The organism is Herbiconiux sp. UC225_62 (genome assembly GCF_042694625.1).
In the GTDB taxonomy this organism is placed as follows: Bacteria; Actinomycetota; Actinomycetes; order Actinomycetales; family Microbacteriaceae; genus Herbiconiux.
In genome coordinates this window covers 2188134-2209883 of sequence record NZ_CP170551.1, presented here as the reverse complement: position 1 = coordinate 2209883, position 21750 = coordinate 2188134, and the positions used below count along the sequence as shown (strand labels likewise).

At 69.0% G+C, this 21750-nt stretch carries 19 protein-coding genes and 3 tRNA genes; 10 read left to right on the top strand and 12 right to left on the bottom strand.

What is annotated here, in order from left to right; translation table 11 throughout:
- Window positions 1-8 precede the first annotated feature (8 nt).
- From ftsH to tilS, 3 genes are all read right to left on the bottom strand, one after another.
- Window positions 9-2021, bottom strand: coding sequence for an ATP-dependent zinc metalloprotease FtsH (gene ftsH, locus ACFJGU_RS10720; protein ID WP_382310210.1), 2013 nt, complete (start codon window positions 2019-2021; stop codon window positions 9-11).
- 121 nt (window positions 2022-2142) lie between these two features.
- Entirely contained in the window at window positions 2143-2697 is a 555-nt protein-coding gene (hpt, locus tag ACFJGU_RS10715) for a hypoxanthine phosphoribosyltransferase (protein ID WP_382310208.1), read from the bottom strand.
- Between the two features lie 14 nt (window positions 2698-2711).
- On the bottom strand, window positions 2712-3767 hold the full coding sequence (tilS, locus tag ACFJGU_RS10710; RefSeq protein WP_382310338.1) for a tRNA lysidine(34) synthetase TilS: 1056 nt from the start codon (window positions 3765-3767) through the stop codon (window positions 2712-2714).
- Window positions 3768-3784: 17 nt separating this feature from the next.
- On the opposite strand from tilS, the gene ppa reads away from it, so the two are divergent.
- Complete coding sequence (ppa, locus tag ACFJGU_RS10705; protein WP_382310336.1) at window positions 3785-4345, top strand: inorganic diphosphatase; 561 nt, start codon at window positions 3785-3787, stop codon at window positions 4343-4345.
- A 395-nt stretch (window positions 4346-4740) separates the two neighbouring features.
- Here the strand turns inward: ppa and ACFJGU_RS10700 are convergent, their stop codons facing one another.
- Together ACFJGU_RS10700 and ACFJGU_RS10695 are read right to left on the bottom strand one after the other, a co-directional pair.
- Window positions 4741-6015, bottom strand: coding sequence for a M23 family metallopeptidase (locus ACFJGU_RS10700; protein ID WP_382310206.1), 1275 nt, complete (start codon window positions 6013-6015; stop codon window positions 4741-4743).
- Window positions 6016-6025: 10 nt separating this feature from the next.
- The gene (locus ACFJGU_RS10695) at window positions 6026-7294 is read right to left on the bottom strand and encodes a peptidoglycan DD-metalloendopeptidase family protein (protein ID WP_382310204.1); all 1269 of its coding nucleotides are present in this window, start codon (window positions 7292-7294) and stop codon (window positions 6026-6028) included.
- A gap of 177 nt (window positions 7295-7471) precedes the next feature.
- Between ACFJGU_RS10695 and ACFJGU_RS10690 the strand changes: the two genes are divergently transcribed.
- The 3 genes from ACFJGU_RS10690 (at window position 7472) to ACFJGU_RS10680 (ending at window position 7826) form a co-directional block, all read left to right on the top strand.
- Window positions 7472-7544 (top strand) — tRNA-Glu (locus ACFJGU_RS10690).
- Between the two features lie 71 nt (window positions 7545-7615).
- Window positions 7616-7692, top strand: a tRNA-Asp gene (locus ACFJGU_RS10685).
- Window positions 7693-7753: 61 nt separating this feature from the next.
- Window positions 7754-7826: transfer RNA gene (locus ACFJGU_RS10680), tRNA-Phe, on the top strand.
- Between the two features lie 67 nt (window positions 7827-7893).
- Here the strand turns inward: ACFJGU_RS10680 and ACFJGU_RS10675 are convergent.
- From ACFJGU_RS10675 to ACFJGU_RS10660, 4 genes are all read right to left on the bottom strand, one after another.
- The gene (locus ACFJGU_RS10675) at window positions 7894-9060 is read right to left on the bottom strand and encodes a type II toxin-antitoxin system HipA family toxin (protein ID WP_382310202.1); all 1167 of its coding nucleotides are present in this window, start codon (window positions 9058-9060) and stop codon (window positions 7894-7896) included.
- Between the two features lie 10 nt (window positions 9061-9070).
- Entirely contained in the window at window positions 9071-9376 is a 306-nt protein-coding gene (locus ACFJGU_RS10670; protein WP_382310200.1) for a helix-turn-helix domain-containing protein, read from the bottom strand.
- 90 nt (window positions 9377-9466) lie between these two features.
- Window positions 9467-10261 carry a M15 family metallopeptidase gene (locus tag ACFJGU_RS10665; RefSeq protein WP_382310198.1) on the bottom strand — a complete coding sequence of 265 codons (795 nt, stop codon included), beginning with the start codon at window positions 10259-10261 and terminating at the stop codon, window positions 9467-9469.
- Between the two features lie 114 nt (window positions 10262-10375).
- Window positions 10376-11398 (bottom strand): LacI family DNA-binding transcriptional regulator, encoded by a 1023-nt coding sequence (locus tag ACFJGU_RS10660; protein ID WP_382310195.1) that lies wholly within the window; start codon window positions 11396-11398, stop codon window positions 10376-10378.
- 196 nt (window positions 11399-11594) lie between these two features.
- On the opposite strand from ACFJGU_RS10660, the gene ACFJGU_RS10655 reads away from it, so the two are divergent.
- The 6 genes from ACFJGU_RS10655 to ACFJGU_RS10630 all read left to right on the top strand — a co-directional run bounded on the left by ACFJGU_RS10655 (window position 11595) and on the right by ACFJGU_RS10630 (window position 18677).
- Window positions 11595-12659, top strand: coding sequence for an ABC transporter substrate-binding protein (locus tag ACFJGU_RS10655; protein ID WP_382310193.1), 1065 nt, complete (start codon window positions 11595-11597; stop codon window positions 12657-12659).
- 88 nt (window positions 12660-12747) lie between these two features.
- On the top strand, window positions 12748-13572 hold the full coding sequence (locus ACFJGU_RS10650; protein WP_382310190.1) for an ABC transporter ATP-binding protein: 825 nt from the start codon (window positions 12748-12750) through the stop codon (window positions 13570-13572).
- Window positions 13573-13574: 2 nt separating this feature from the next.
- On the top strand, window positions 13575-15239 hold the full coding sequence (locus ACFJGU_RS10645) for an ABC transporter permease (RefSeq protein ID WP_382310188.1): 1665 nt from the start codon (window positions 13575-13577) through the stop codon (window positions 15237-15239).
- Window positions 15240-15269: 30 nt separating this feature from the next.
- Window positions 15270-15968, top strand: coding sequence for a DeoD-type purine-nucleoside phosphorylase (locus ACFJGU_RS10640; RefSeq protein ID WP_382310186.1), 699 nt, complete (start codon window positions 15270-15272; stop codon window positions 15966-15968).
- Window positions 15965-17173 carry an adenosine deaminase gene (locus tag ACFJGU_RS10635; RefSeq protein ID WP_382310184.1) on the top strand — a complete coding sequence of 403 codons (1209 nt, stop codon included), beginning with the start codon at window positions 15965-15967 and terminating at the stop codon, window positions 17171-17173. The genes ACFJGU_RS10640 and ACFJGU_RS10635 overlap by 4 nt, the downstream gene beginning before the upstream one ends.
- A gap of 100 nt (window positions 17174-17273) precedes the next feature.
- Window positions 17274-18677: a hypothetical protein gene (locus ACFJGU_RS10630; protein ID WP_382310182.1), complete on the top strand. Its 1404-nt coding sequence runs from the start codon at window positions 17274-17276 to the stop codon at window positions 18675-18677.
- A gap of 87 nt (window positions 18678-18764) precedes the next feature.
- Here ACFJGU_RS10630 and ACFJGU_RS10625 read toward each other — a convergent pair whose 3' ends face one another.
- From ACFJGU_RS10625 to ACFJGU_RS10615, 3 genes are read right to left on the bottom strand one after another with little or no spacing between them, the layout of a single operon-like run.
- Window positions 18765-19526 carry a creatininase family protein gene (locus ACFJGU_RS10625; protein WP_382310181.1) on the bottom strand — a complete coding sequence of 254 codons (762 nt, stop codon included), beginning with the start codon at window positions 19524-19526 and terminating at the stop codon, window positions 18765-18767.
- Window positions 19523-20965 (bottom strand): amidohydrolase, encoded by a 1443-nt coding sequence (locus ACFJGU_RS10620; RefSeq protein WP_382310179.1) that lies wholly within the window; start codon window positions 20963-20965, stop codon window positions 19523-19525. Before ACFJGU_RS10620 ends, ACFJGU_RS10625 begins: the two co-directional genes overlap by 4 nt.
- The gene (locus ACFJGU_RS10615; RefSeq protein ID WP_382310177.1) at window positions 20962-21717 is read right to left on the bottom strand and encodes a glutamine amidotransferase; all 756 of its coding nucleotides are present in this window, start codon (window positions 21715-21717) and stop codon (window positions 20962-20964) included. Before ACFJGU_RS10615 ends, ACFJGU_RS10620 begins: the two co-directional genes overlap by 4 nt.
- Window positions 21718-21750: the final 33 nt, after the last annotated feature.

The window sequence follows — 21750 nt, the reverse complement described above, 5'->3', positions numbered from 1 at the left end:
GTCGCGCCCTACGCGGTGGCGGGGCGGGGCTTGATTCGCGGAGCGCGCTTCGGCTTCGACTCGGGTTCGGGATCGGAGTCGACACCGCCGTCGACGGCCTGACCGTCGATCGGGGCCTTCTGCACGGGGAACGCCACGGGCGGCAGCGTCGACACCGGGCGGTGTTCGCTCGAGAGCCACTGCGGCCGGAGCGGGAGCTTCTTGACGCCCTGGAAGATCGCGGCCAACTCGTCGTGGTCGAGGGTCTCCTTCTCGAGGAGCTCCGCGGCCAACCTGTCGAGGATCTCGCGGTTGTCGTTCAGCACCTGCCAGGCCTCGTCGTGCGCCGCCTCGATGAGGCCGCGCACCTCGGCGTCGACCTGCTGGGCGAGGCTCTCGGAGTAGTCGCGCTCGTGGCCCATGTTGCGGCCGAGGAACATCTCACCCGAGGCGCTGCCGAGCTTGACGGCTCCGAGCGAAGCGGTCATGCCATACTCGGTCACCATCTTCTTGGCCGTGCCGGTGGCCTTCTCGATGTCGTTGCTCGCGCCCGTGGTGGGGTCGTGGAACACGACCTCCTCCGCGACACGGCCGCCCATGGCGTAGGCCAGCTGGTCGAGCAGCTCGTTGCGGCTCACCGAGTAGCGGTCTTCGAGCGGGAGCACCATCGTGTAGCCGAGGGCGCGGCCGCGGGGAAGGATGGTGACCTTCGTCACCGGGTCGGTGTAGTTCATCGCCGTGGCCACCAGGGCGTGGCCGCCCTCGTGGTAGGCCGTGACCAGCTTCTCCTGGTCGCGCATGATGCGGGTGCGGCGCTGCGGGCCGGCGATGACGCGGTCGATCGCCTCGTCGAGGGCGCGGTTGTCGATCAGCTGCGCGTTGCTGCGCGCGGTGAGGAGCGCCGCCTCGTTGAGCACGTTCGCCAGGTCGGCGCCGGTGAAACCGGGCGTCTTGCGGGCGACGACCTCGAGGTCGACGCCGGCCGCGAGCGGCTTGCCTTTGCCGTGCACCTCGAGGATCTTCTTGCGGCCGTTGAGGTCGGGCGCGTCGACGCCGATCTGCCGGTCGAAGCGGCCCGGGCGCAGGAGCGCGGGGTCGAGGATGTCGGGACGGTTCGTCGCGGCGATGAGGATGACGTTCGTCTTCACGTCGAAGCCGTCCATCTCCACCAGCAGCTGGTTGAGGGTCTGCTCGCGCTCGTCGTGACCGCCGCCCATGCCGGCGCCGCGGTGGCGGCCGACGGCGTCGATCTCGTCGATGAAGATGATGGCGGGCGAGTTCTCCTTGGCCTGCTGGAACAGGTCGCGCACGCGGCTGGCACCGACACCCACGAACATCTCCACGAAGTCGGAACCCGAGATCGAGTAGAAGGGCACACCGGCCTCACCCGCGACAGCGCGGGCGAGCAGGGTCTTGCCGGTTCCGGGAGGGCCGTACAGCAGCACGCCCTTCGGGATCCGGGCACCGACAGCGAGGAACTTGGCCGGCTCCTTCAGGAAGTCCTTGATCTCCTCGAGCTCCTCGAGTGCCTCCTCCGCACCCGCCACGTCGTCGAAGGTGACCTTCGGCGACTCCTTGGTGACGAGCTTGGCCTTCGATTTGCCGAACTGCATGACGCGGTTGCCGCCGCCCTGCATGCCCGAGAGCATGAACCAGAAGAAGGCGCCGATCAGGATGATGGGGAGCAGCAGGCCGAGCGCCGAGAGCAGCCAGTTGGGCTGCGGAACCTGGTCGTTGAAGCCGTCGGAGGGATTCGCATCCGTCACCGCCGACACGACCTCGGGGCCACGCGGCGCGACGTAGTAGAACTGCACCTTCGAGCCGTACTTCTCGTCGGCGTTCGCGAGCGTCATGTCGACCCGCTGCTCACCGTCGATGATGGTGGCTTCGGAGACCTTGCCGCTCGAGAGGAACCCGAGGCCCTCCTGCGTGGTGACCTGCTGGTAGCCGCCACCGGTGAGCAAGCTGAAGCCGATCCACAGCGCGATGGCACCCAGGAGGATGTACGGAATGGGAGATCGGAAGATGCGTTTCGCGTTCATGTCTCTTCATCGCTTCGGTGCCGAAGGGGTCGGCACGGGTGCTTTAGTCGTGGTGCAAGGGTACCCGTCGCGGACTGGGCGCCGCCTCCATGTTCCCCGTGGGCGTAACGAGTGTTCGCCCTCAGGAGTAGACGTGCGGCGCGAGCACTCCGATGGACTTCAGGTTGCGGTACTTCTCGGCGTAATCCAGGCCGTATCCCACCACGAAGGCGTTCGGGATGTCGACGCCCACGTATTTCACGTCGAGCTCCACTTTCACGGCCTCCGGCTTGCGCAGCAGTGCGCAGATCTCGACCGAGGCGGCGCCGCGCGTGCGCAGGTTCGCGAGCAGCCACGAGAGCGTCAGCCCGGAGTCGATGATGTCCTCGACGATCAGCACCTTGCGACCCGTGATGTCGGTGTCGAGGTCTTTCAGGATGCGCACCACGCCGCTGGACTGCGTGCCCGACCCGTACGAGGACACCGCCATCCAGTCCATCGTGAGGTGGATGCGGAGCGCCCGGGCGAGATCGGCCATCACCATCACCGCACCGCGGAGCACGCCGACGATGAGGAGGTCGTCGTCATCGCTGTAGTCGGCCTCGATGCGCCGCGCGAGGTCGGAGATCGTCTGGGCGATCTGCTCCTCGCTGAGCAGCACCTCGGTGATGTCCGACTCGATGTCCTGGATGTCCATGCGACCCTTTCCGATCAGGCCCGTGAGAACTCGACGCGGCCGCCCTGCCGCACCACTCTAATCCCTGGCAGGTCGACGCCTTTCTGCCCGTGCCAATCCGTCACCAGCGCGGCCACCGCGAGCGTCTGCGCGCGGCTCAGGGAGACGCCGAACTCGCTGAGCACGACGTAGCGGATGATGCGGTTCCGCAGCGCCGCCGGATTCGCGGCCAGGGCGCCCGCCGAGATCGCGATGCCCGCCTCGGCGTGCTCCACGAGGTCTTCGATGGTCTCGGTGGCCATGTCGTGCAGGGTGTCGTGGTCTTCCCGCAGCTGCTCGGCCGTGCGGGCGAGCGCCTCGGCGATGCCGGGGCCGAGCTCGCGTTCGAGCAGGGGAAGTACGGTTTGCCGCACGCGCACGCGGGTGAACTCGGCGCTCTCGTTGTGGGGGTCGTGCCAGGGCTCGAGGCCGGAGTCGGCGCAGAACTGCTCCGTCTGCGCGCGGCGGATGCCGAGGAGGGGACGGATGCGCGTGCCCGGGGCGACGCCGGTCGTCTCGTCGTGCGGGTGGTGCGGGTCGACGTCGGGCGGGGCGGCCTGCGGCGCCATGCCCGCCAGGCTCGCTGCGCCGGCGCCGCGGGCCAAGCCGAGGAGCACGGTCTCGGCCTGGTCGTCGAGGGTGTGGCCGAGGAGCACCGCGCGGGTTCCGGTAGCGGCGAGAGCGGCGTCGATGGCGGCATAGCGGGCGCTGCGCGCCGCGGCCTCCGCGCCCCCCGTGACCGAGGCGGCACCCGTGGCGACCTCCACCCGGGTGACGAGCACGGGATCGAGGCCGAGGGCGCGCGCCTGGCCGGCCGCCCGCTCGGCCACCGCATCCGACCCCTCCTGCAATCCGTGGTCGACGATGATCGCACCGGCACGGATGCCCGCCCGCGGCGCCTCGAACGCGGTGGCCGCCGCGAGCGCGAGCGAGTCGGGCCCGCCGCTCAGAGCGACGAGCACGTCGGGCGACCCGGCGGCATCCAGGGCCTCGCGGACGGCGCGGCGGATGTCGGCGATCGCGGGGGTGAGGCGCGGTCGGCGCTCCTCCATGTGCATCCAGTAACGTTATTGCAGTTTCGCGGCGCCGTTCTCGGGTCGCTTTCAACCATCACCGCCAGACACGAGGGAGCACCACCATGGCCGAGTACGACGTCGTCGTCGAGATTCCCAAGGGAAGCCGCAACAAGTACGAAGTCGACCACGAGACCGGTCGCGTCTACCTCGACCGCGTGCTCTTCACGAGCTTCGTCTACCCCACCGACTACGGGTTCTTCGAGAACACCCTGGGCCTGGACGGCGACCCCGTCGACGCCCTCGTGCTGCTCGAGTACCCGGTGTTCCCGGGGGTGGGCGTCAAGGTGCGCCCCGTCGGCGTGCTCAACATGAGCGACGAGGCCGGCTCCGACGCGAAGGTCGTCGTGGTGCCCTACAAGGACCCGCGCTGGGCCCACATCCAGGACATCTCGGATGTCCCGGAGCAGACCCGCAAGGAGATCGAGCACTTCTTCGCCCGCTACAAGGACCTCGAGCCCGGCAAGTGGGTCAAGATCGAGGGCTGGGGCGACGCCGCCGAAGCCGAGGCCATCGTCGAGGCCGGCTTCAAGAAGCTGGCCGACGAGAGTCACTAGTTCACCTGTCGGGGTTCCGCCTCGCCGCTCTTCGGGCTCGCCCGGCCTTCGGCTGGGCGGGCCCTTCTTGCTCGCGCCGCCGCTTCTGCGGCGCGAGGCGACATGTGACGGTGAGGTCGCTGACGCGGCCTCGCCGTCACCCTGGGTCGTCGAAAAAGGCCCGCAGCTTGCGATCTCGTTTCCCCAGCACTTGGGGACGTGAACTGTAGGCTGCGGGCCTTTTTCGACGCCCCAGGGTGAGCGTGAGGCCGGAGGGCCCGACCGCAGGCCGGGTCCTCCGACCTCACGCGAACATGTCGCCCGGCGCCGCAGCAGCGGCGGCGCCGGCAAAGAGCGCCCGACCGACCGAAGGCCGGCCGGGCGCGGGAAAGCGGCGAAGCGGTACCCTCCCGCTCCTAGAAGTTGACGAAGTTCCGGGGGTTCTGGGGGGCGCCGTCGACGCGGGTCTCGAAGTGGACGTGGCAGCCGGTGGAGTTTCCCGTGGTGCCGGCGCGGGCGATGAACTCGCCGCCGCCGACATCCTGACCGCGGCCGACGCCGAGCGAGCTGTTGTGGCCGTAGACGGTGGTGACGCCGCCGCCGTGGCTGATGGTGACCGAGTAGCCGAGTCCACCGTTGTAGCCGGCCTGGATGACCGTGCCGGCGGCCGAGGCGTAGACCGGCGCCCCGCAGGTGCCGCCTCCGCCCTGCACGAGATCGATGCCGGCGTGCAGGCGGTAGCCGCCGTCGACGGGGTTCACGCGCATGCCGTACTCGTCGGTGATGCGCCAGGAGGACAGCGGAGCGCCCCACCCGCCCGAGGCGGGCGGCGGTCCACCGGCAGCGGCTGCAGCGGCGGCGGCGGCCGCAGCCGCTGCCGCGGCTGCCGCCCGCGCGGCCTCCTCGGCCTTGCGCCGCTCCTCGACGCCCTTCTCGTATTCGGCCACCGTCTTCGCGGTCGCCGCCTGCAGGGCCTCGAGTTGCGCATCCAGCACGATCTTCTGCGCCTCGTGCTCGGCGAGCAGCGCCTCGGCTGCCGCCTGCGCCTCGACGGCGGCGTCGAACGCCTGCTGCGCCGCCACCTTCAGGGCCTCGAGCTCGCTCTCCGCGATCTCGGCCTGCTTGGTGAGTAACGTCGCCGTGTTGCGGTCTTGCGCCGCCTGTTCGTAGAGCTGTCCGGTCTTCTCCGAGAGCTTGCTCATGGCGCCCAGCTGGTAGAGCAGGTCGTCGGACTCCTCGCCGGAGAGGATGAGGCTGAGCGTGAGGTCGCCGCCGCCCGCGCGGGTGAACTGGGTGATGAGCTGCCCTGCCTGCGCATTGGAGGCATCCGCTCGTGTCGTCGCTTCCGCCGCCTGCGACGCCAGCTGATCGGCCCGGAACACCGCCGTGTCGTACTCCTCTTGCGCGAGGGAGTACTCGTCGGCCTTCTGCCGGGCGAACAGTTGAGCCGCCTCGACCTCTTGCTGGGCCGTGTCGATGAGCGCTCGGATGTTCGCGACCTCAGCACTCTTCGCCGATTCGCTGCCGCGCGCGGCCAACACGTCCTCCCAGGACGGGTAGTCGACCGCCGACGCCGACTCGGCACCGCGGAGCAGGTCGACCGCGAGCAGCCCCACGGCCAGCGTGAGGCCGGCGAGCAGCCTCGGCACGGCCCGGCGCGGAGATCGTGCGGGTCGGGTGTCGATGCTCATTCGTTCTCGCCTATCCGAACTCGATGCCCTGCGCGGCCATGAACGGACGCGGGTTGATGGCGGTGCCGTTCTGCCGCACCTCGAAGTGCAGGTGGCATCCGGTGGAATTGCCCGTGGTGCCGGCCAGGGAGATGGGCTGACCCACCTGCACGTAGTCGCCGACGCCCACCAGGAGCTGGGTGTTGTGTCCGTAGGCGGTGGCGATGCCACCGCCGTGGTCGATCTGGATGAAGTTGCCGTAGCCGCCGTTCCAGCCGGCGAAGTTCACGATGCCCTCGGCCGCCGCGTAGACGGTGGCGCCGCACGTGCCGCCGCTGTAGACCAGGTCGATGCCGGAGTGCAGGCGGTAGCCACCGTCGACCGGATTGACGCGCATCCCGTATTCGTCGGAGGAGAACGCCCCCGGGAACGGGCTCGCCCAACCGCTCGCCGCGATGAAGGGCAGCGTCGACAGACCGGCTGCCGCAGCCGCGCGGGCGGCCTCGGCACGGGCCTGGACGCCCTTCTGGAAGTCGGCCTCCGTCGCCGCCCGGTTCTCCTGCAGCACCTGCAGCTGGGCCTGCAACTCGACCTGGTGGTCTTCCTGCTCCTGGAGCGCCGCCTCGGCGGACTGCTGCGCCGCGACTGCCTCGTCGCGGAGTCGCTGCGCCTCGTCGGCCAGCCCCCGCAGCTCGTCACGCGCGACGGTTGCCTGCGCGGTGAGCGCCGTGGCGGTGTTGCGATCCTGCTCGGCCTGGGCGTAGATCTGCGACGTCTTCTCGGTGAGCTTCGACATCGCGCTGAGCTGGTAGAGCAGGTCGCTGGAGAGCTGGTCGCCGCCGACCAGGAGGTTGAAAGTGAGGTCGTTGCCGCCGGTGCGGGCGAGCTGGGCGGCGAGCTGACCCGCCTGCTTGTTCGAGGCATCCGCCCGCGTCGAGGCGTCGGTGGCCTGGGCCTCGAGCTGGGCGGCCACGAAATCGGCCGTGTCGTACTTCTCCTGCGCGGCCTGGTATTCGGTGCCGCGTTGGGTGGCGACCGCCTGTGCCTCGGCGACCTGCGCGTTCATCGACTCGATCAGGCCCTGGATGCGCGCCACTTCGTCGTTCTTGGCGGATTCGCTGGCCTGTGCGTTCTTCACGTCGTCCCAGGTGGGATAGTCGTCGGCGTAGGCCGGGCCCGAGAGCACGCCGGCGGACACCACGAGGAGCACCGTGGCGATCATCGTCGACACCGCGTTGCGGATCCGTCGGAGGGACTTCCGCGATCTCCCGCGGCCCCCGGCTTTCTCGGTGGTGCTCATGCTCCTCGTACTGCTCTTCCCCTGGACGACTTCGCATCCGCCACATCTGTCACAGTGCTTCCGGCGAATCTAACGCGCGGGCGGGCAGAATGCACGGACATTCCCGTGGTTGGGCCCAACTCGTCGCCGATTGGCGAGTGTGCGGGGGATGTGGCATACTCGATGAGTTGTCGCCGCGGCCCCATCGTTTAGCGGCCTAGGACGCCGCCCTTTCACGGCGGTAGCACGGGTTCGAATCCCGTTGGGGTCACAAGCTCTGGCAAGAAGGCACGTGGTCACGAACCAGGGGTCGGCAACACATACAATAGGAACACCAAGTAAGGCCCTGTAGCGCAGTTGGTTAGCGTGCCGCCCTGTCACGGCGGAGGTCGCGGGTTCAAGTCCCGTCAGGGTCGCCAGGCGCGAAGCCCTTCCACATCGGAAGGGCTTTTCGCTAGAGCGGCATCCATACGCCCGCTCGGCTCTGTAGCTCAGTTGGTAGAGCGCACGACTGAAAATCGTGAGGTCACGGGATCGACGCCCGTCGGAGCCACGGGAACCCTCGCCTAGCTTCTACATGGCGGGGGTTTCTTTATGTCCGGGGCCCTCCTCTCGTCGTTCTAGCTCACGGCAGCAATCGCCGAGTCGATGCGCGCAGACATCACGGCGATGCTCAGCGCGTCGGCACCGTGCGCCGCCGCGTGTCTGGTCAGCCGGTTCAATTCGGGCTTCAGTCGCCGCAGAAAGGCCTCAGCGGCCGACTCTCGCACCCCGAACAGACCGAGGGCATCATTCGCCATGAGTGCGTCCAAGCTCAACTCGCCGTCTCCGAAAAGGGCGAGTTCGTGACCGTTGCCGTCGCCGAGCGGCCGGGGGTTCACGTCGAAGGCGGGAGCGAGAAGCCACGCCGGACCGCGGCGAAGGAACCCATGGTTGCAAAGGTGATCGTCGAGATTGCCGACCAGACAGCCGAACACGGCCCGTCGCCACAGTTCGGCCGGGTCGGCGCCGCTGAGCCGTGCGAAGTCGACGACGTCGACCCAATCGCCGCCCTGACCGTCTGTGGCTTCGAGGGCAGTCATCGCTGAGATGTAGGGGATGCGGACCCCGTCATCCGTTCGGTCGAATCGCCTGAGAAGGAGCACAGTGCGGTCGACGCCGTCGACGACGATTCGCTTCGTCTGGTGCTGCGGGGTATCGATACCCACCCCACTCATCCCATCGAGCATGGCCGCCTCCCAGGCCATCACGTTCCAGTCGTCCCCCACGGGTTTCGGGAACTTCGCCAGCCACAAGTCGGCTCCGATCTTCACGTTCGCCTTGGGCCGCGCACCCCCCAACGAGCCCGTCGCCTTGAACAGCCGACGGAGCGCGAGGTTGTCGATGTCCGTCTCACCGCGCTCGATCTGGTCGGCGATCTGCATGATCTCGGTCAGCTCCGCTTCGACGGGAACGCCATGCCCCGGCGCCACTGCGGCTCCGGAGGCCCAGAAGCGCGTGGCGCCCTGGCGCCCCTCGTCGTTGACGCCGAACAAGAGAGTGAGTTCATCGAGCGTTCGGCCGGCCGCGCGGTTCTGCACCTTGCGCCCCCACGTGTCCGGTGCCGAATCGCTGAACGGGTTGATAGGGAGCAGTGGCTGCGCTCCCGGGAACAATCCCAGAGCCGGCGCGAGGGCAAACGCCTCCCGCGCACGCAAGTAGGTGGTGTCGTACTCGAATGCACCCGAGGTCCGGGTTCGATAGATCCTTCCCGCTAGCACCTCTGTTCGACCGAGGACCGTCGTCACCTCATAGGTGTCAGTCATGATTGCGCACCCGTACCCGTTCCGGGAGCTTCTCGTCCACCAGGAGCCGTCCACGTTCGGTATCGAACGGATCGGTCGCCGCGACCACGGCATCCATGAGCCCCAGGACGCGCAAGACGCGCAAGGTGATCTCGAGACTCGTGCCATCGCCGTTCTCGAGCTTGCTGATGGTGGGCGGCGTGGTTCCGGCCCGCTCTGCGACCATCCTCGCCGTCAGTCCCAAGAGCTTTCGCTGGCTTGCGATGTTCTGTCCGATGGTGCGCAGGGATCGCTTGACAGGGATCGGAGTGGTCGACATGGCACGATTTTAGAACAAAAAACCTTTATCTAAAAGTCGTTTACGCAAACATTACTTAGTCTTAAAAGTGGCGCGTGATCGGCGGGCGCCTCACTCCTTGCGTCGGACCGGGGCCTCGATGGCCGAGAGGTCGGGCTCGACCGCGACATCCGGGAGTCCGGCGTTCACCCGGTCGAGCTGGCGCTGCACCTCGCCCACATCGTCGGCCACCTCGTTGAGCACCCGCGCCACCATGGAGCGCAAGCCCACCTCGGGTGTCTCGTTGCCCGTCAGCGCCCATTTGTTGAGGCCGATCCAGGTGAGCGCCTGGTCGAGCTTGTTCTCGATGCGGTAGAGCCTCATCACCGCGTCGACCATTCCCCGGTTGGTGGCCTCGGCCAGTCGCCGGTCGTCGTCGTTGAACATGTCATCCTCCATGAAGAGCCGGAATCCGCGGAACGCGGGCGCGATCACCGCGGGTGAGCCGATGTAGTGCCAGTGCCACGGCTCGCCGTCGACGTCGTCGTCGAAGCCGTAGGCGTGCATGACGCCGCTGAAGGTGCGGAACAGATCGGTCGAGCTGTCACCGTAGGTCGACCAGTCGTTGATGTCGACGGCGGCCGCCCGACCGTGATTCGACGTGCCCGGCACGGCCGCCCGCGGCGAGCCGTACATCTCGAACCAGTACCACTGCGTGTTCACGGTGCCGGCGGCCAGATCGCCCGGGGCGCCCAGCGGGCGGTAGCCCTCCGATGACGAGCCGGGCGATCCGGTCTGCGAGGTGTAGTCGGCGATCGCGCCACGGTACTGCGCCGCCGCCTCGGGGCGCAGGTAGATACCGGGTTCGACCTGCGTCAGCGTGGCGAGGTCGTAGCGCCCGTTCGGCACCGCGTCGAAGTCGACCATGCCTGCTCCTTCAGAGGCGAGTGAAACTTCTGACGCCGAGCGTAGAACTCCGCCGCTCCGGCGTAAAGGGCCCGAATGACCGAACAGCCGACGGGACGAGCGGTCGGCCACGGATCACCTCCGGGGAACCGGACCCGTCGTTCCGCGCACGATCATCTCGACCGGCAGGGCGACCGACTCGACGCCGCTCATGCTGCCCGCGTCGAGCCCCTCGATCAGCAGCTGCGCCGAGCGCCGGCCGATCTCGAGCATGTCCTGCCGCACCGTGGTGAGCCCGGGCGTGATCACGCCCGCGATGTCCACGTCGTCGAAGCCGACCACGGACACGTCCTGCGGCACCCGGAGCCCTTCCTCGTGCAAGCGGCGCATCGCGCCGACCGCCATGTAGTCGTTGCAGCCGAACACCGCCGTGAACTCCACGCCCTGCGCGAGCAGTTCGTCGACCCGGTCATAGCCCGACTGCACCTCGAAGTCGCCGTGCACCACGACCGCGTCGGGGAACGACTCACGGATTCCGGCGATCCGTTCGATGGTGGAGTGCAGACCGGCGAACCCGGCAACGATGACGGCGCGGGTGTGTCCGAGACCACGCAGATGGCGGCCCAGCTCCCGGGCCCCCGCCGAGTTCAGCGAGGTCACCGAGGGAACCCCGCTCAGCCCGGCCACGCCCTCGTCGGCCAACACGATCGGCGACGACGACGCCGAGATGCTCATCAGCTCGTCGGTGGGAGAGATCTCGCGACTGGCGGTGTAGATGAGACCCTCGATCGATCGCGTACGCAGGAGGTTGAAGTAGCGCTTCTCACGCTTCGGGTCGCTGTTCGAGGTGCTGCAGATGATGAGTCCGTAGTCGTGGTCGTTCGCCATCTCCTCGACTCCGCGAGCGATACGCCCGAAGTACCAGTGCGAGATGTCGGGCACCGCCAGGCCGATCATGCCGCTCCGCCCCGACTTGAGTCGCCGCGCGCCGGCATCCGGAACGTAGCCGAACTGGTCGATCAGACCCCGGATGCGCAGGGCCGTCTCGCTGCTCACCGGTCGCTTCCCCGAGAGGGTGTGCGACACGGTCGTCACGCTCACGCCGGCGGCAGCGGCGATCTGCTGCATCGTCCAGGGCTTCGAGGAGGCGTCGGTCACCGGTTCAGAGTAGCCGAAGATGCAAAACGAGTTGCAATCCGCTAATCCAAGGATCTTCGTGGCTTTACACGGAGGTAACAGGGCGAAACCGATTGGAAACAGAGTGCCCGTAATGTCGTGCGCACACCAAGACGCAAAACGGTTTGCTCACGCATCCCTCTTCCGGCTCCATCCCGATCGCCCCAAGGAGAACGTCATGACCTTCCGCCTCACCCGCCGCCGCAGCCTCCGCGCGGCCGCCACCGCCACGGCGTTCGCCGCCTCGGTCGCCCTGCTGGCCGGCTGCGCCACCTCGTCGAGCGGCGACACCGCCGACGGCGGCAGCGACGCGCTCACCCCACTCACCCTGCAGACGTCCTGGATCCCGCTCGTGCAGTTCGGCGGCAGCTACGTCGCCGACAAGGAGGGGTACTACGAGAAGAACGGCGTCGACGTCGACATCCTGCCCGGCGGGCCCGACGTCGACTCGATGGCCGCCGTGGTCTCGGGCCAGGCCGACATCGGCATGGGCAACGCCGACACCGTCGCCCGCGCCAACGAGCAGGGCGCCGACCTCGTGATCATCGCCGCCGGCTTCCAGAAGAACCCGCTCGCCATCCTCTCCAGCCCCGACAAGCCGATCACCGACCCCAAGGCCATGGAGGGCATGAAGATCGGTGTCCCGTCGGGCGACGAAGCGGCGCAGGACGCCATCATCGCCGCCAACGACGTCGACGCCTCGAAGGTCACCTCCGTGCCGGTGGGCTTCGACGTCGCCCCGCTCGTCTCGGGCGAGGTCGACGGCCTCTGGGTCTTCTACTCGGAGCAGCCGATCGCCTACGAAGAGTCCACGGGCAAGAAGGGAACCGTCTTCCTCACCGCCGACTACGGACTCGACGTCTACGCCCAGGTCTACGCCGTGAAGAAGGAGACCCTGGAAGACCCCGACAAGAAGGCCGCGATCGAAGGCTTCCTGAAGGGCGAGATCGAGGGCTGGCAGAACTACGTGGCCGATCCCACCGAGGCCGTCGACCTGACCGTCAACGACTTCGCGAAAGACGGCGGCCTGACGATCGAGGAGCAGACCAAGCAGGCCGAACTGCAGATGGACCTGCTGGTGACCGACGAGACCAAGGAGCACGGCCTGCTCTGGATCTCGGATGACGGCATCCAGAAGAACATCGCCACGCTCGAGTCCCTCGGCATCACCGGCGCCGACGAGTCGCTCTTCGACACGTCGCTGCTGGAAGACGTCTACGCGGGCAAGAACACCATCGAGTGACCCGCGCTGCGGCGTGGGGCCGTCCTCCTCGGCCCCACGCCGCCTCCGCGTTCCCCACCACCCCCTCAGACACCACCCCGGAGGCCTCGTGAACGGCTCAGGTTTCACCCTCACCAACCTGACGAAGGTCTACTCGTCGAAGAAGAGCGACGTGCTCGCGCTCGACGACATCTCCCTCGCTGTGCCCGAAGGCTCGTTCACGGCTCTGCTCGGACCTTCCGGGTGCGGCAAGTCGACCATCCTGCGCATCCTCGCCGACCTGGAGTCGTACTCCGCCGGAGAGGTCACGATCCACGGCGAGAGCCCCGCCGCCATCCGCAAGGCCCACCGCCTCGGACTCGCGCTGCAGGACCCCTCCCTCCTCCCCTGGCGGAGCGTGCGCGACAACATCCGCCTTCCGGGGCAGGTCATGCGCACCGCCATCCCGAAGAAGCGCATCGACGACCTCATCACGATGGTCGGCCTCGACGGCTTCGCGGATGCGCGGCCGGCCCAGCTCTCCGGCGGCATGCGCCAGCGGGTCGCGATCGCGCGGGCGATCGTCGCCGAACCCGAGATCCTGCTGCTCGACGAGCCGTTCGGCGCGCTCGACGAGATCACCCGGCAGCGCATGAACGAGGAGCTGCAGAAGCTCTGGAGTGCGACATCCGCCACCGCCCTGCTCGTGACCCATTCGATCTCGGAGGCCGCCTTCCTCGCCGACCGGGTGATCGTGATGTCGCCGCGCCCCGGCCGCATCGTCGGCGACCTCACTCTCGACTTCCCCCGCCCCCGGCGGCGCGAGCTGCTCTCCACCCCTGAGTTCCACGCCGTCTGCGACCAGTTGAGCTCGATGCTGCACGCCGGCACCGACGGCGACGACGACCTCGTGAGTGACGGCGAGCTCGCCTCCGTCGGCTCCCCGGAGGCGTGAGGATGTCGGCCACCACCGCCTCCGGCACGGGCCGCGACGCCCTGCGCGCCTCCGCGATCGCCACCGAGCGCGCCCGCGCCGGCCGGGTGGCGCGACGATCGGCCGTCAACGGCTGGGTCACCACCGTGGTCGTCAGCCTGGTGCTGCTGGTGTTGTGGGAGATCGCGGCCGACCTGTGGCTGACGCGACTCGGCGTGCTCGCATCGCCGACCGCGATCGTGCAGAGCCTGATCGAGAACCCACAGCTGTACTGGGGCGCCTTCACCACCACGGCCTGGGTGGCCGTGCGCGGCTGGTTCTGGGGCAACCTGGCCGCCATCGCGGTGGCCATCCTGTTCGTGCAGGTGCCCGTCTTCGAGTCGCTCTTCCTCCGGCTGGCGCTGGCGCTGTTCTGCCTGCCGCTCGTCGCCGTGAACCCTCTCCTCCAGCTCACCTTCGACCCCGACACCGCGAAGGTCGTGCTCGCGGCCCTCTCGGTATTCTTTACCACTCTCGTGGGCACAATGCTCGGGCTCCGATCCGCCGACGGCGGTCCGCTCACGATGGTCACGGCGTGGGGCGGGCGCAGCATCAGCTCGCTGCGTTTCGTGCGACTGCCCTCCGGCACGCCCGCCATGCTCACGGGTCTCCAGATCGGTGCCGCAGCGGCTGTGCTCGGCGCCATCTTCGGCGAGTTCATCGGCGCCAAGGCCGGACTCGGCGTGCTGCTCATCAACGGGCTGATGTCACTCGACCTCGCTCGCGTGTGGTCGGTGGCACTGCTGGCGACGGTCATGGCCGCCGTTCCCTACGGCGTCTTCGGCCTGCTGCGCCGCTGGCTCACGCCGTGGTCGGCGTCGATCTCGAACGCGCAACAGCTCTCGACTCCCAAGCGCGGATCGGTGGCCGGCCGTCTCGCGAGCGCCGTGGCCTGGACCATCGGCTCCATCGTGGTCATCCTGCTCGCCTGGTGGGCGTACCTGATCGTGTTCGACATGTCGCCGTTCGTCGGCAAGAGCCCCGTCGACGTGTTGAACTACCTCTTCGCGTCCGAGGATGCCGCGGCCAACCGGCAGGTGATGCTCGACGCTCTCGACGTCACGCTCGTGCACGCCGGCGTCGGCTATGTCGCCGGCCTCGTGATCGGGATCGCCATGGCCGTGGCCTTCGTGACCTTCCCCGTGGTGGAGCGGGTGCTCACGCCGCTCGCGGTGGCGCTCCGCTCGGTGCCGATCATCGTGCTCATCCCCGTGCTGATCCTCGCGCTCGGCCGCGGTCTCGGCGGGGTGGTGGCCATCACAGCGATCGTCACGTTCTTCCCCACGCTCGCCAACACGCAGGGTGGACTGAAGCGCGTGCCGAACGACGCCTTCACCCTCATGCGCAGCTACGACTCGTCGACCTGGTCGACGCTGTGGCGGCTGCAGCTGCCGTACACGCTGCCCGCGATCTTCGCGTCGGCCCGCATCGCCGCTCCCACGGCCGTGCTCGCCGCCACGCTCGCCGAATGGCTCGCGACCGGCGACGGACTCGGGCACGTCATCGTGAGTTCGCGCGCGCACTCCGACTACACCGGACTCTGGGCGGCGGCCGCCATCCTCACCGCGGTCTCGCTCATCTTCTACAGCCTCGTGAGCTGGGCGGAACGCGTCGTGCTGTCGCGCTATGCCCCCTCGCAGCTCGGCTGACAACTCCCCATCCACTCGAGAGGAACCACGATGGCAACACCCCACATCGGCGCCGAGCCCGGCGACTTCGCCCCCGACGTGCTCATGCCCGGCGACCCGCGCCGAGCGAAGCTCATCGCCGAGACCTTCTTCGACTCCCCGCGCCTGGTCACCGAGGTGCGCGGCATCCTCGGCTACACCGGCACCTTCAACGGCAAGCCGGTGTCGGTGCTCGCCTCGGGCATGGGCATGCCGTCGATGGCCATCTACTCGACCGAACTGGCGCGCTTCTTCGACGTGAAGCGGATCGTGCGGGTCGGCACGATCGGCGGCATCGCGCCTTACCTGCAGCTCGGCGACGTGATCGCGGCCTCCGCTGCCCACACCAACTCCGCGATGACGAGCGAGTGGGTGCCGGGCGTGACGCTCAGCCACGCGCCCGATTTCGCGCTGCTGCGCAAGGTGGTGGAGCACGGCGAGACCACCGGCAAGCGCCTGCACGTGGGGCCGCTGTTCACCACCGACAGTTTCTACAACCCCGACACGACCCTCGTGCCCGGACTGCTCAAGTACGGCACGATCGGCATCGACATGGAGGCGGCGGGGCTGTACGCCGTCGCCCGCAAGGAGGGTTTCGACGCTCTCATGGTGGGCACTGTGAGCGACCTGCCGGGGGCGGAGATGACCGCGGCCGAGCGCGAGGCGACGTTCGAGAACATGGTGTCGTTCGGGCTGGCGGCCTTCCAATGAGCGGCGCGGAGGCGGCATCCGCTTCGCCCGCACCCGGCGTGCCGGTGTTCGCAGGGTATCCGCGCTGGTCGCAGCCGTCGGAGCCGTATGCGACGTTCCCCAAGGTGACGTTGCACGATCACCTCGACGGATCGTTGCGGCCCGAGACGCTCATCGAACTCGCCGGCCGGCAGGGCGTGACGCTGCCCTACGACGACCCCGAGAAGCTCACGAAATGGTTCACCGGGGAGATCACGGTGCCCACCATCGAGAACTGGGATGAGAAGTTCGGTCTCACCACGCGCGCCATGCAGACTGAGGAGTCGATCGTGCGCGTCGCCCGGGAGTGGGTGCTCGAGGCGGCCGCCGACGGCGTCGTCTACGGCGAGACGCGCTGGGCGCCGGAGAAGCACATCCTGGAGGGGTTGCCGCTGCGGGTCGCCGTCGAGGCGGTGGCCGCGGGGCTCGCCGAGGGGGAGGCGCTCGTCGCTGCGGCGGGCGGCTCGATCCGTGCGCGCCAGCTGATCTGCGGGATGCGCACCTCCACGCTGAGCTTCGAGATCGCGCGACTGGTGGTCGACACGTACGGTGAGTGGGGCGGCAGCGTCGCGGGCTTCGACCTCGCCGGCGCCGAGGACGGGTTCCCGGTGCGCCATCACCTCGACGCGACGACCCTGCTCGAGCGGGAGGGCATCCCATTCACGATCCACACCGGCGAGGCCGACGGCGAGCACAGCGTCTGGGAGACGGTTCATCTCGCGCACGCCCTGCGGCTCGGTCACGGAGTGCGCGTGATCGAGGACGTCACGCTCAACGGCCGTCCGCTCGGCGTGAAGACGGCGGTGCGGGATGTCGCGGCCGCGCGCTCGGCCGGCGGCGCGTCGCTCGAACTCGGCCGCACCGCGCAGTGGGTGGTCGACCGGCGCATCCCGCTGGAAGTCTGCGTCACCTCGAACGCCGGAGGTGTGGTCGACGGCGTGGCGAACCATCCCATCGACCTGCTGCGCGAGCTCGGCTTCACGGTCACCGTCAACCCCGACAACCGGGGCATGTCGACCACGTCGATCAGCGCCGAGATGCGCACGATCGAGGCCGAGTTCGGCTGGGGCCCGGCGGAGTTCGCCGAGGCCGAGTACGCGGCCGCTGAGGCCGCGTTCCTCCCGCGCGCCGAGCGCGACGCGCTCCTCGCCCGCGTGGAGGCGGGCGTCGACGCCTTCGTGCGCTGACCGCATCCCCTCCTCCCCTCCCGACCCGTCACTTTCTGCCGGAATGAGCCCTTCATTCCGACCAGAAGTGACGGATCGATTCACTCCACAGAGGACTTCCATGTCGATCGCCCCTGCCAATCGTCACGCCGCCGGGTTCGAGCTGGCCGCCGTCGAGCTGCCGGTCTACGAGTTGCCCGTCGAGCAGCCCGTCGTGCCCGCCGCCACGTACGAGGCGCGCGTCGCCGCGGCGCTGGATGCCGCCACGGCGGCGGGGCTCGACGCTCTCGTCGTCTACGGCGATCGGGAGCATTTCGCGAACATCGCCTACCTCACCCGATTCGATCCGCGCTGGGAGGAGATGCTGCTGCTCCTCGTGCCCGGTCGCACGCCCGTCGTGCTGGCCGGCAACGAGAGCATGGCCTACGCCGCATCCATCGCCATCGAGGCCGAGGTTCTGCGGTTCGCGAAGTTCAGCCTGGTGGGGCAGCCCGATCCCGAAGGGCTGAGCCTCGCCGACGCCTTCCGGCTGGCCGGCTTCTCGGCCACGACGACACCGCGCGTGGGCACGGTGGGCTGGAAGTTCTGGGACGCCCCTGGCTACGAGAACTGGATCGAACTGCCGAGCTTCATCGTCGACGACCTGCGCGGCGCGGGCTTCGAGCTCAGCAACGCGAACGCGCTGTTCACCGGCCACGGCACCGGCCTGCGGCTCGTCAACGACGTCGACCAGATCGCCGCGTTCGAGTTCGCCGGCTGTCACAGCTCCGAGTCGCTGCGCCGGATGATCACGGGCGTGACGGCCGGGATGACCGAGCTGCAGGCATCCGTTCTCTACGGCCCCACCCTGCTGCCCTTCTCCTACCACCCCACGCTGCTGAGCGGCGAGCGCGCGGCCTACGGCGTCGCGAGCCCGAGCGGCCGGATGCTCGAGGTCGGCGATGCGATGAGCGCCGGGTTCGGCCACTGGGGCAGCAACTCGGCGCGCGGCGGTTTTCTCGTGGCGTCGGCCGACGAGCTGCCGACGGGCGCTCACGACTACGTGACAGCTCTCGTCGCGCCCTACTTCGCGGCGGCGGTGGCGTGGTACGAGGCGATGCGCATCGGAGTCACCGCGGGCGAGATCTACGAGGTGGTGCAGGGCGTGGTCGACGACCCGTTCTACGGCGTGTACCTCAACCCCGGGCACCACATCCACCTCGACGAGTGGCCGTCGTCGCCCGTGGCGGCCGGCTCTCCGGTGGTCTTCGAATCGGGCATGGCGTTGCAGCTCGACATCATCCCCTCCACCGGCACCGTCTACGGCTCGTCGAACATCGAAGACGGCATCGTGCTGGCAGATGCCGCGCTGCGCTCGGCGTTGGCGGAGGCGTACCCGGATGCTTGGGCGCGCATCCAGAAGCGACGCGCGTTCATGGCCTCGGTGGGCATCGCGCTCGACGAGTCGGTGCTGCCGATGTCGAACATCGCGGGCTGGCTGCCCCCGTTCTGGCTGGCGCCCGAGCTCGCGATGCGCCGCGTCTAGCGCGCGCGACCCCCGCATCCGTCAGTTTCGGCCCCAAAGCCCACCGGGAAGGGCCGAAAGTGACGGATGCGGGGAACGGACGGGCGTCTACGCGCGGGGCGAGAGGGTTGCCACGAAGTCGGCGAGCACGTCGAGCGAACCCTCGACGGTGGCCGCCAGGATCTGCTCGCCCTTCTCGGCCGTTGCCGACGACGGGTCACCGAACACGCCCGACTCCGAAAAGGGGTGCAGCTGCATCGGACGGGTGCCGAAGTCGCTCGGGAACGACGGGTACGACGAGACGTAACGGTCGATGCGCACGGCATCCGGATCGATCGCGAGCATGATCGAGGTCTCGATCTCCTCGGCGTGATTGAGTCCGGGCGCGGCGGCCGGGCTCTCGCGCACGCGCTCGATGGCGGCATCCATGCCCGGGTAGTCGAGCGCGATCGCGGGCAGCACGCCCTCGGCGTTCAGGATGCGTACCGCCGAGTAGAGCGGCTGCCGGTTGCCCCAGTCGCCGTTCACGATCACGAGCCCCAGCGCACCTGAGCGCACGAGCGCACGCCCGATGTCGACCGCGATGGCCGTCACCGTGGCCGCAGACAGCGACACCGTGCCCGGGTACCCCGCGTTGTTCCACGTGTCGCCGTAGTGCACGGGCGGCAGGAGCACGGCGTCGACGCGCTCGGCCAGGCGTCGGGCCACCTCTGCGGCGGTCGCGGTGTCCGTGCCCAGCGGCAGCTGCGGCCCGTGCTGCTCCAGCGCGCCGAACGGCAGCACCGCCAGGCCGGATGCCGGCGCCCCCTCGCGAGCGCGCTCGAAGTGCGCGACCACATCCGTCCACGGTGTGCTGTAGGCCTCGATCACGGCGCGTACTCCTGGATCGAGCCGCGCGAGCGGTCGGTGAGCTCCGGGATGCGCCGGGCCAGTTCCTCGGCCGCGGCATCCGTGTCGATCGTCGTCAGTCGGCCGTTCTCCACCAGCACGCGCCCGTCGACCAGCACCGTCGTCACGTCGCTGGCCCGGACGCTCAGCACCAGGGCGGCCGCGAGGTCGTGCATCGGCTGCAGGTGCGGTTTCTGCAGGTCGATCAGCACGATGTCGGCGCGGAATCCCGGCAGCAACGAGCCGAGCGAATCCTGCAGCCCGAACGTCGCCGCGCTCTGCCGGGTGGCGAGGTCGAGCGCGTGCGCCGAGGTGAGCCAGGTGGCGTCGAGCAGGGCGTCCTTCTGCTTGAGTGAGAGCATCCGCATGCTCTCCAGCACGTCGAGGGTGTTGTGCGAAGCCGGCCCGTCGGTTCCGACGCCCACCGTGATGCCCGCGTCGTGCAGCATCCGCACCGGCGTGGTGGTGTGCGCGTGCTTCATGTAGACCTTCGGGCACGACGCCACCGCCACGCGATCGGCGTACGGCACCAGCCACTCGAGGTCGCTCTCAACGATGCCGGCGCCGTGCGCGATGATCGCCCCGGTCTCGAGGATGCCGGTGTCGTGCAGCACCTGCACCGGGGTGATACCGCGCTTGGCCAGGCTCGACTCGGTCTGGCCCAGGCTCTCGGCGGCGTGGATGTGGGTGCGCACGCCCAGGCGACGCGCGTGCTCGGCGGTGGTGGCGAGGTCGGCATCGTTCACGGTGTAGGTGGCGTGCGGGCCCATGGCGGTGGTGATGCGCCCGCCGGCGGCGCCGTTCCAGCGTTCGGCGAACGCGGCCGAACGCTCGATGCCGGCCTGCCCCTGCGACGAGAAGAAGGTGGAGGCGAGCAGACCGCGTGCGCCGCTCGCCGCCACGACCTCGGCGATCGTGTCGGTCGAGAAGTAGTGGTCGGCGAAGTTCGTCACGCCGGCGAGCAGCATCTCGCCCACCGCGAGTTGGGCGCCGAGCGAGACGTCCCGGTCGGTGAGGTTCACCTCCATCGGCCAGATGTGCTTGTTGAACCACTCGTCGGTGGGCACGTCTTCGGCCGACCCGCGGAACATGGTCATCGGCGAGTGCGTGTGCGAGTTCATCAGCCCCGGAATGGCCACCTGCCCGTGCGCGTCGATCACGGCGGCCTGCGCCAGCACGGCCGGCTCGACGTGGTCGCTCGGCACGACCCAGGCGATCGCCCCGTCGCGGATGCCGATGGCATGATCGGCGAGGAACGTCGCCGTGCCGCGCGCCTCCGTGTCCTCGCGCGGCAGGGCCGGGTACCCGGGTGCGGGGCGCGTGGTGTGCGTGAGCACGGTGGCGTGGATGATCACGGTGTCGATGACGTCGACACCCCCGGCGATGGTCACCGAGTCGACGGTTGCCGAGTCGTCGCTCATGCGAGTTCCTCCCCCGCGAGCCAGCGCACCGTGCGGTCGAAGAGGGGACCGTAGCCCTCCCACCCCACGAAGCCCGGCGGAGCCCAGTGCGGCGCGATGTCGGAGGTGAACGCACCCGACCGCCCCGCGCCGAACCCGCCGACCACGAGCAACGGATGCCCCGCACAGCTCGCCAGCTCCGCGGCCGACTCGCGCACGGTCACCTCGTTCAGGCCGAGCAGCGCCGGCCACTCCCCCGCGAGCCCGGCCGTGATCGGATGCTCGGCGACCGTGGTGGGGGCGGCGCCGGCCGGCAGTTCCACCCGGTCGTCGCGGTCGAGAATGCGCACGGGCAAGGCCTCGGCGAGCGCGGTGCGCCCCCAGCGGGCCTTGGCGTCGATGCCGGAGAAGGTCATGTAGCCACCCACCATCAGCAGGCCGCCGCCCTGCTCCACGAAGTCGCGGAGGGCATCCGTGCGGTCGGGCTGCGCCTCGGAGCGGGTGAAGGTGGCGGCCGGGAGCTGGAAGGTGTTGGCTCCGACATCCGACACCACGATCACGTCGGCGACGTCTCGCAGCTCATCGGCCGTGCTCGGCACGCGCGTCGTGATCTCGTGGCAGGGCACGTGCGTCACCTCGTGGCCGGCTGCCCGGAGGGCAGCGACGAACTCGACACCGCCGAGCGTGAACTCGGAGGTGGTGAAGGAGTCGAACCCCTTCTGGTGGATGGAGTGGACGAACCAGGATTCGCCGAGCAAGAGCACTCGCGTCACAGGTGGGCCTTTCGGGTGGAGGGAGGGGGAGGC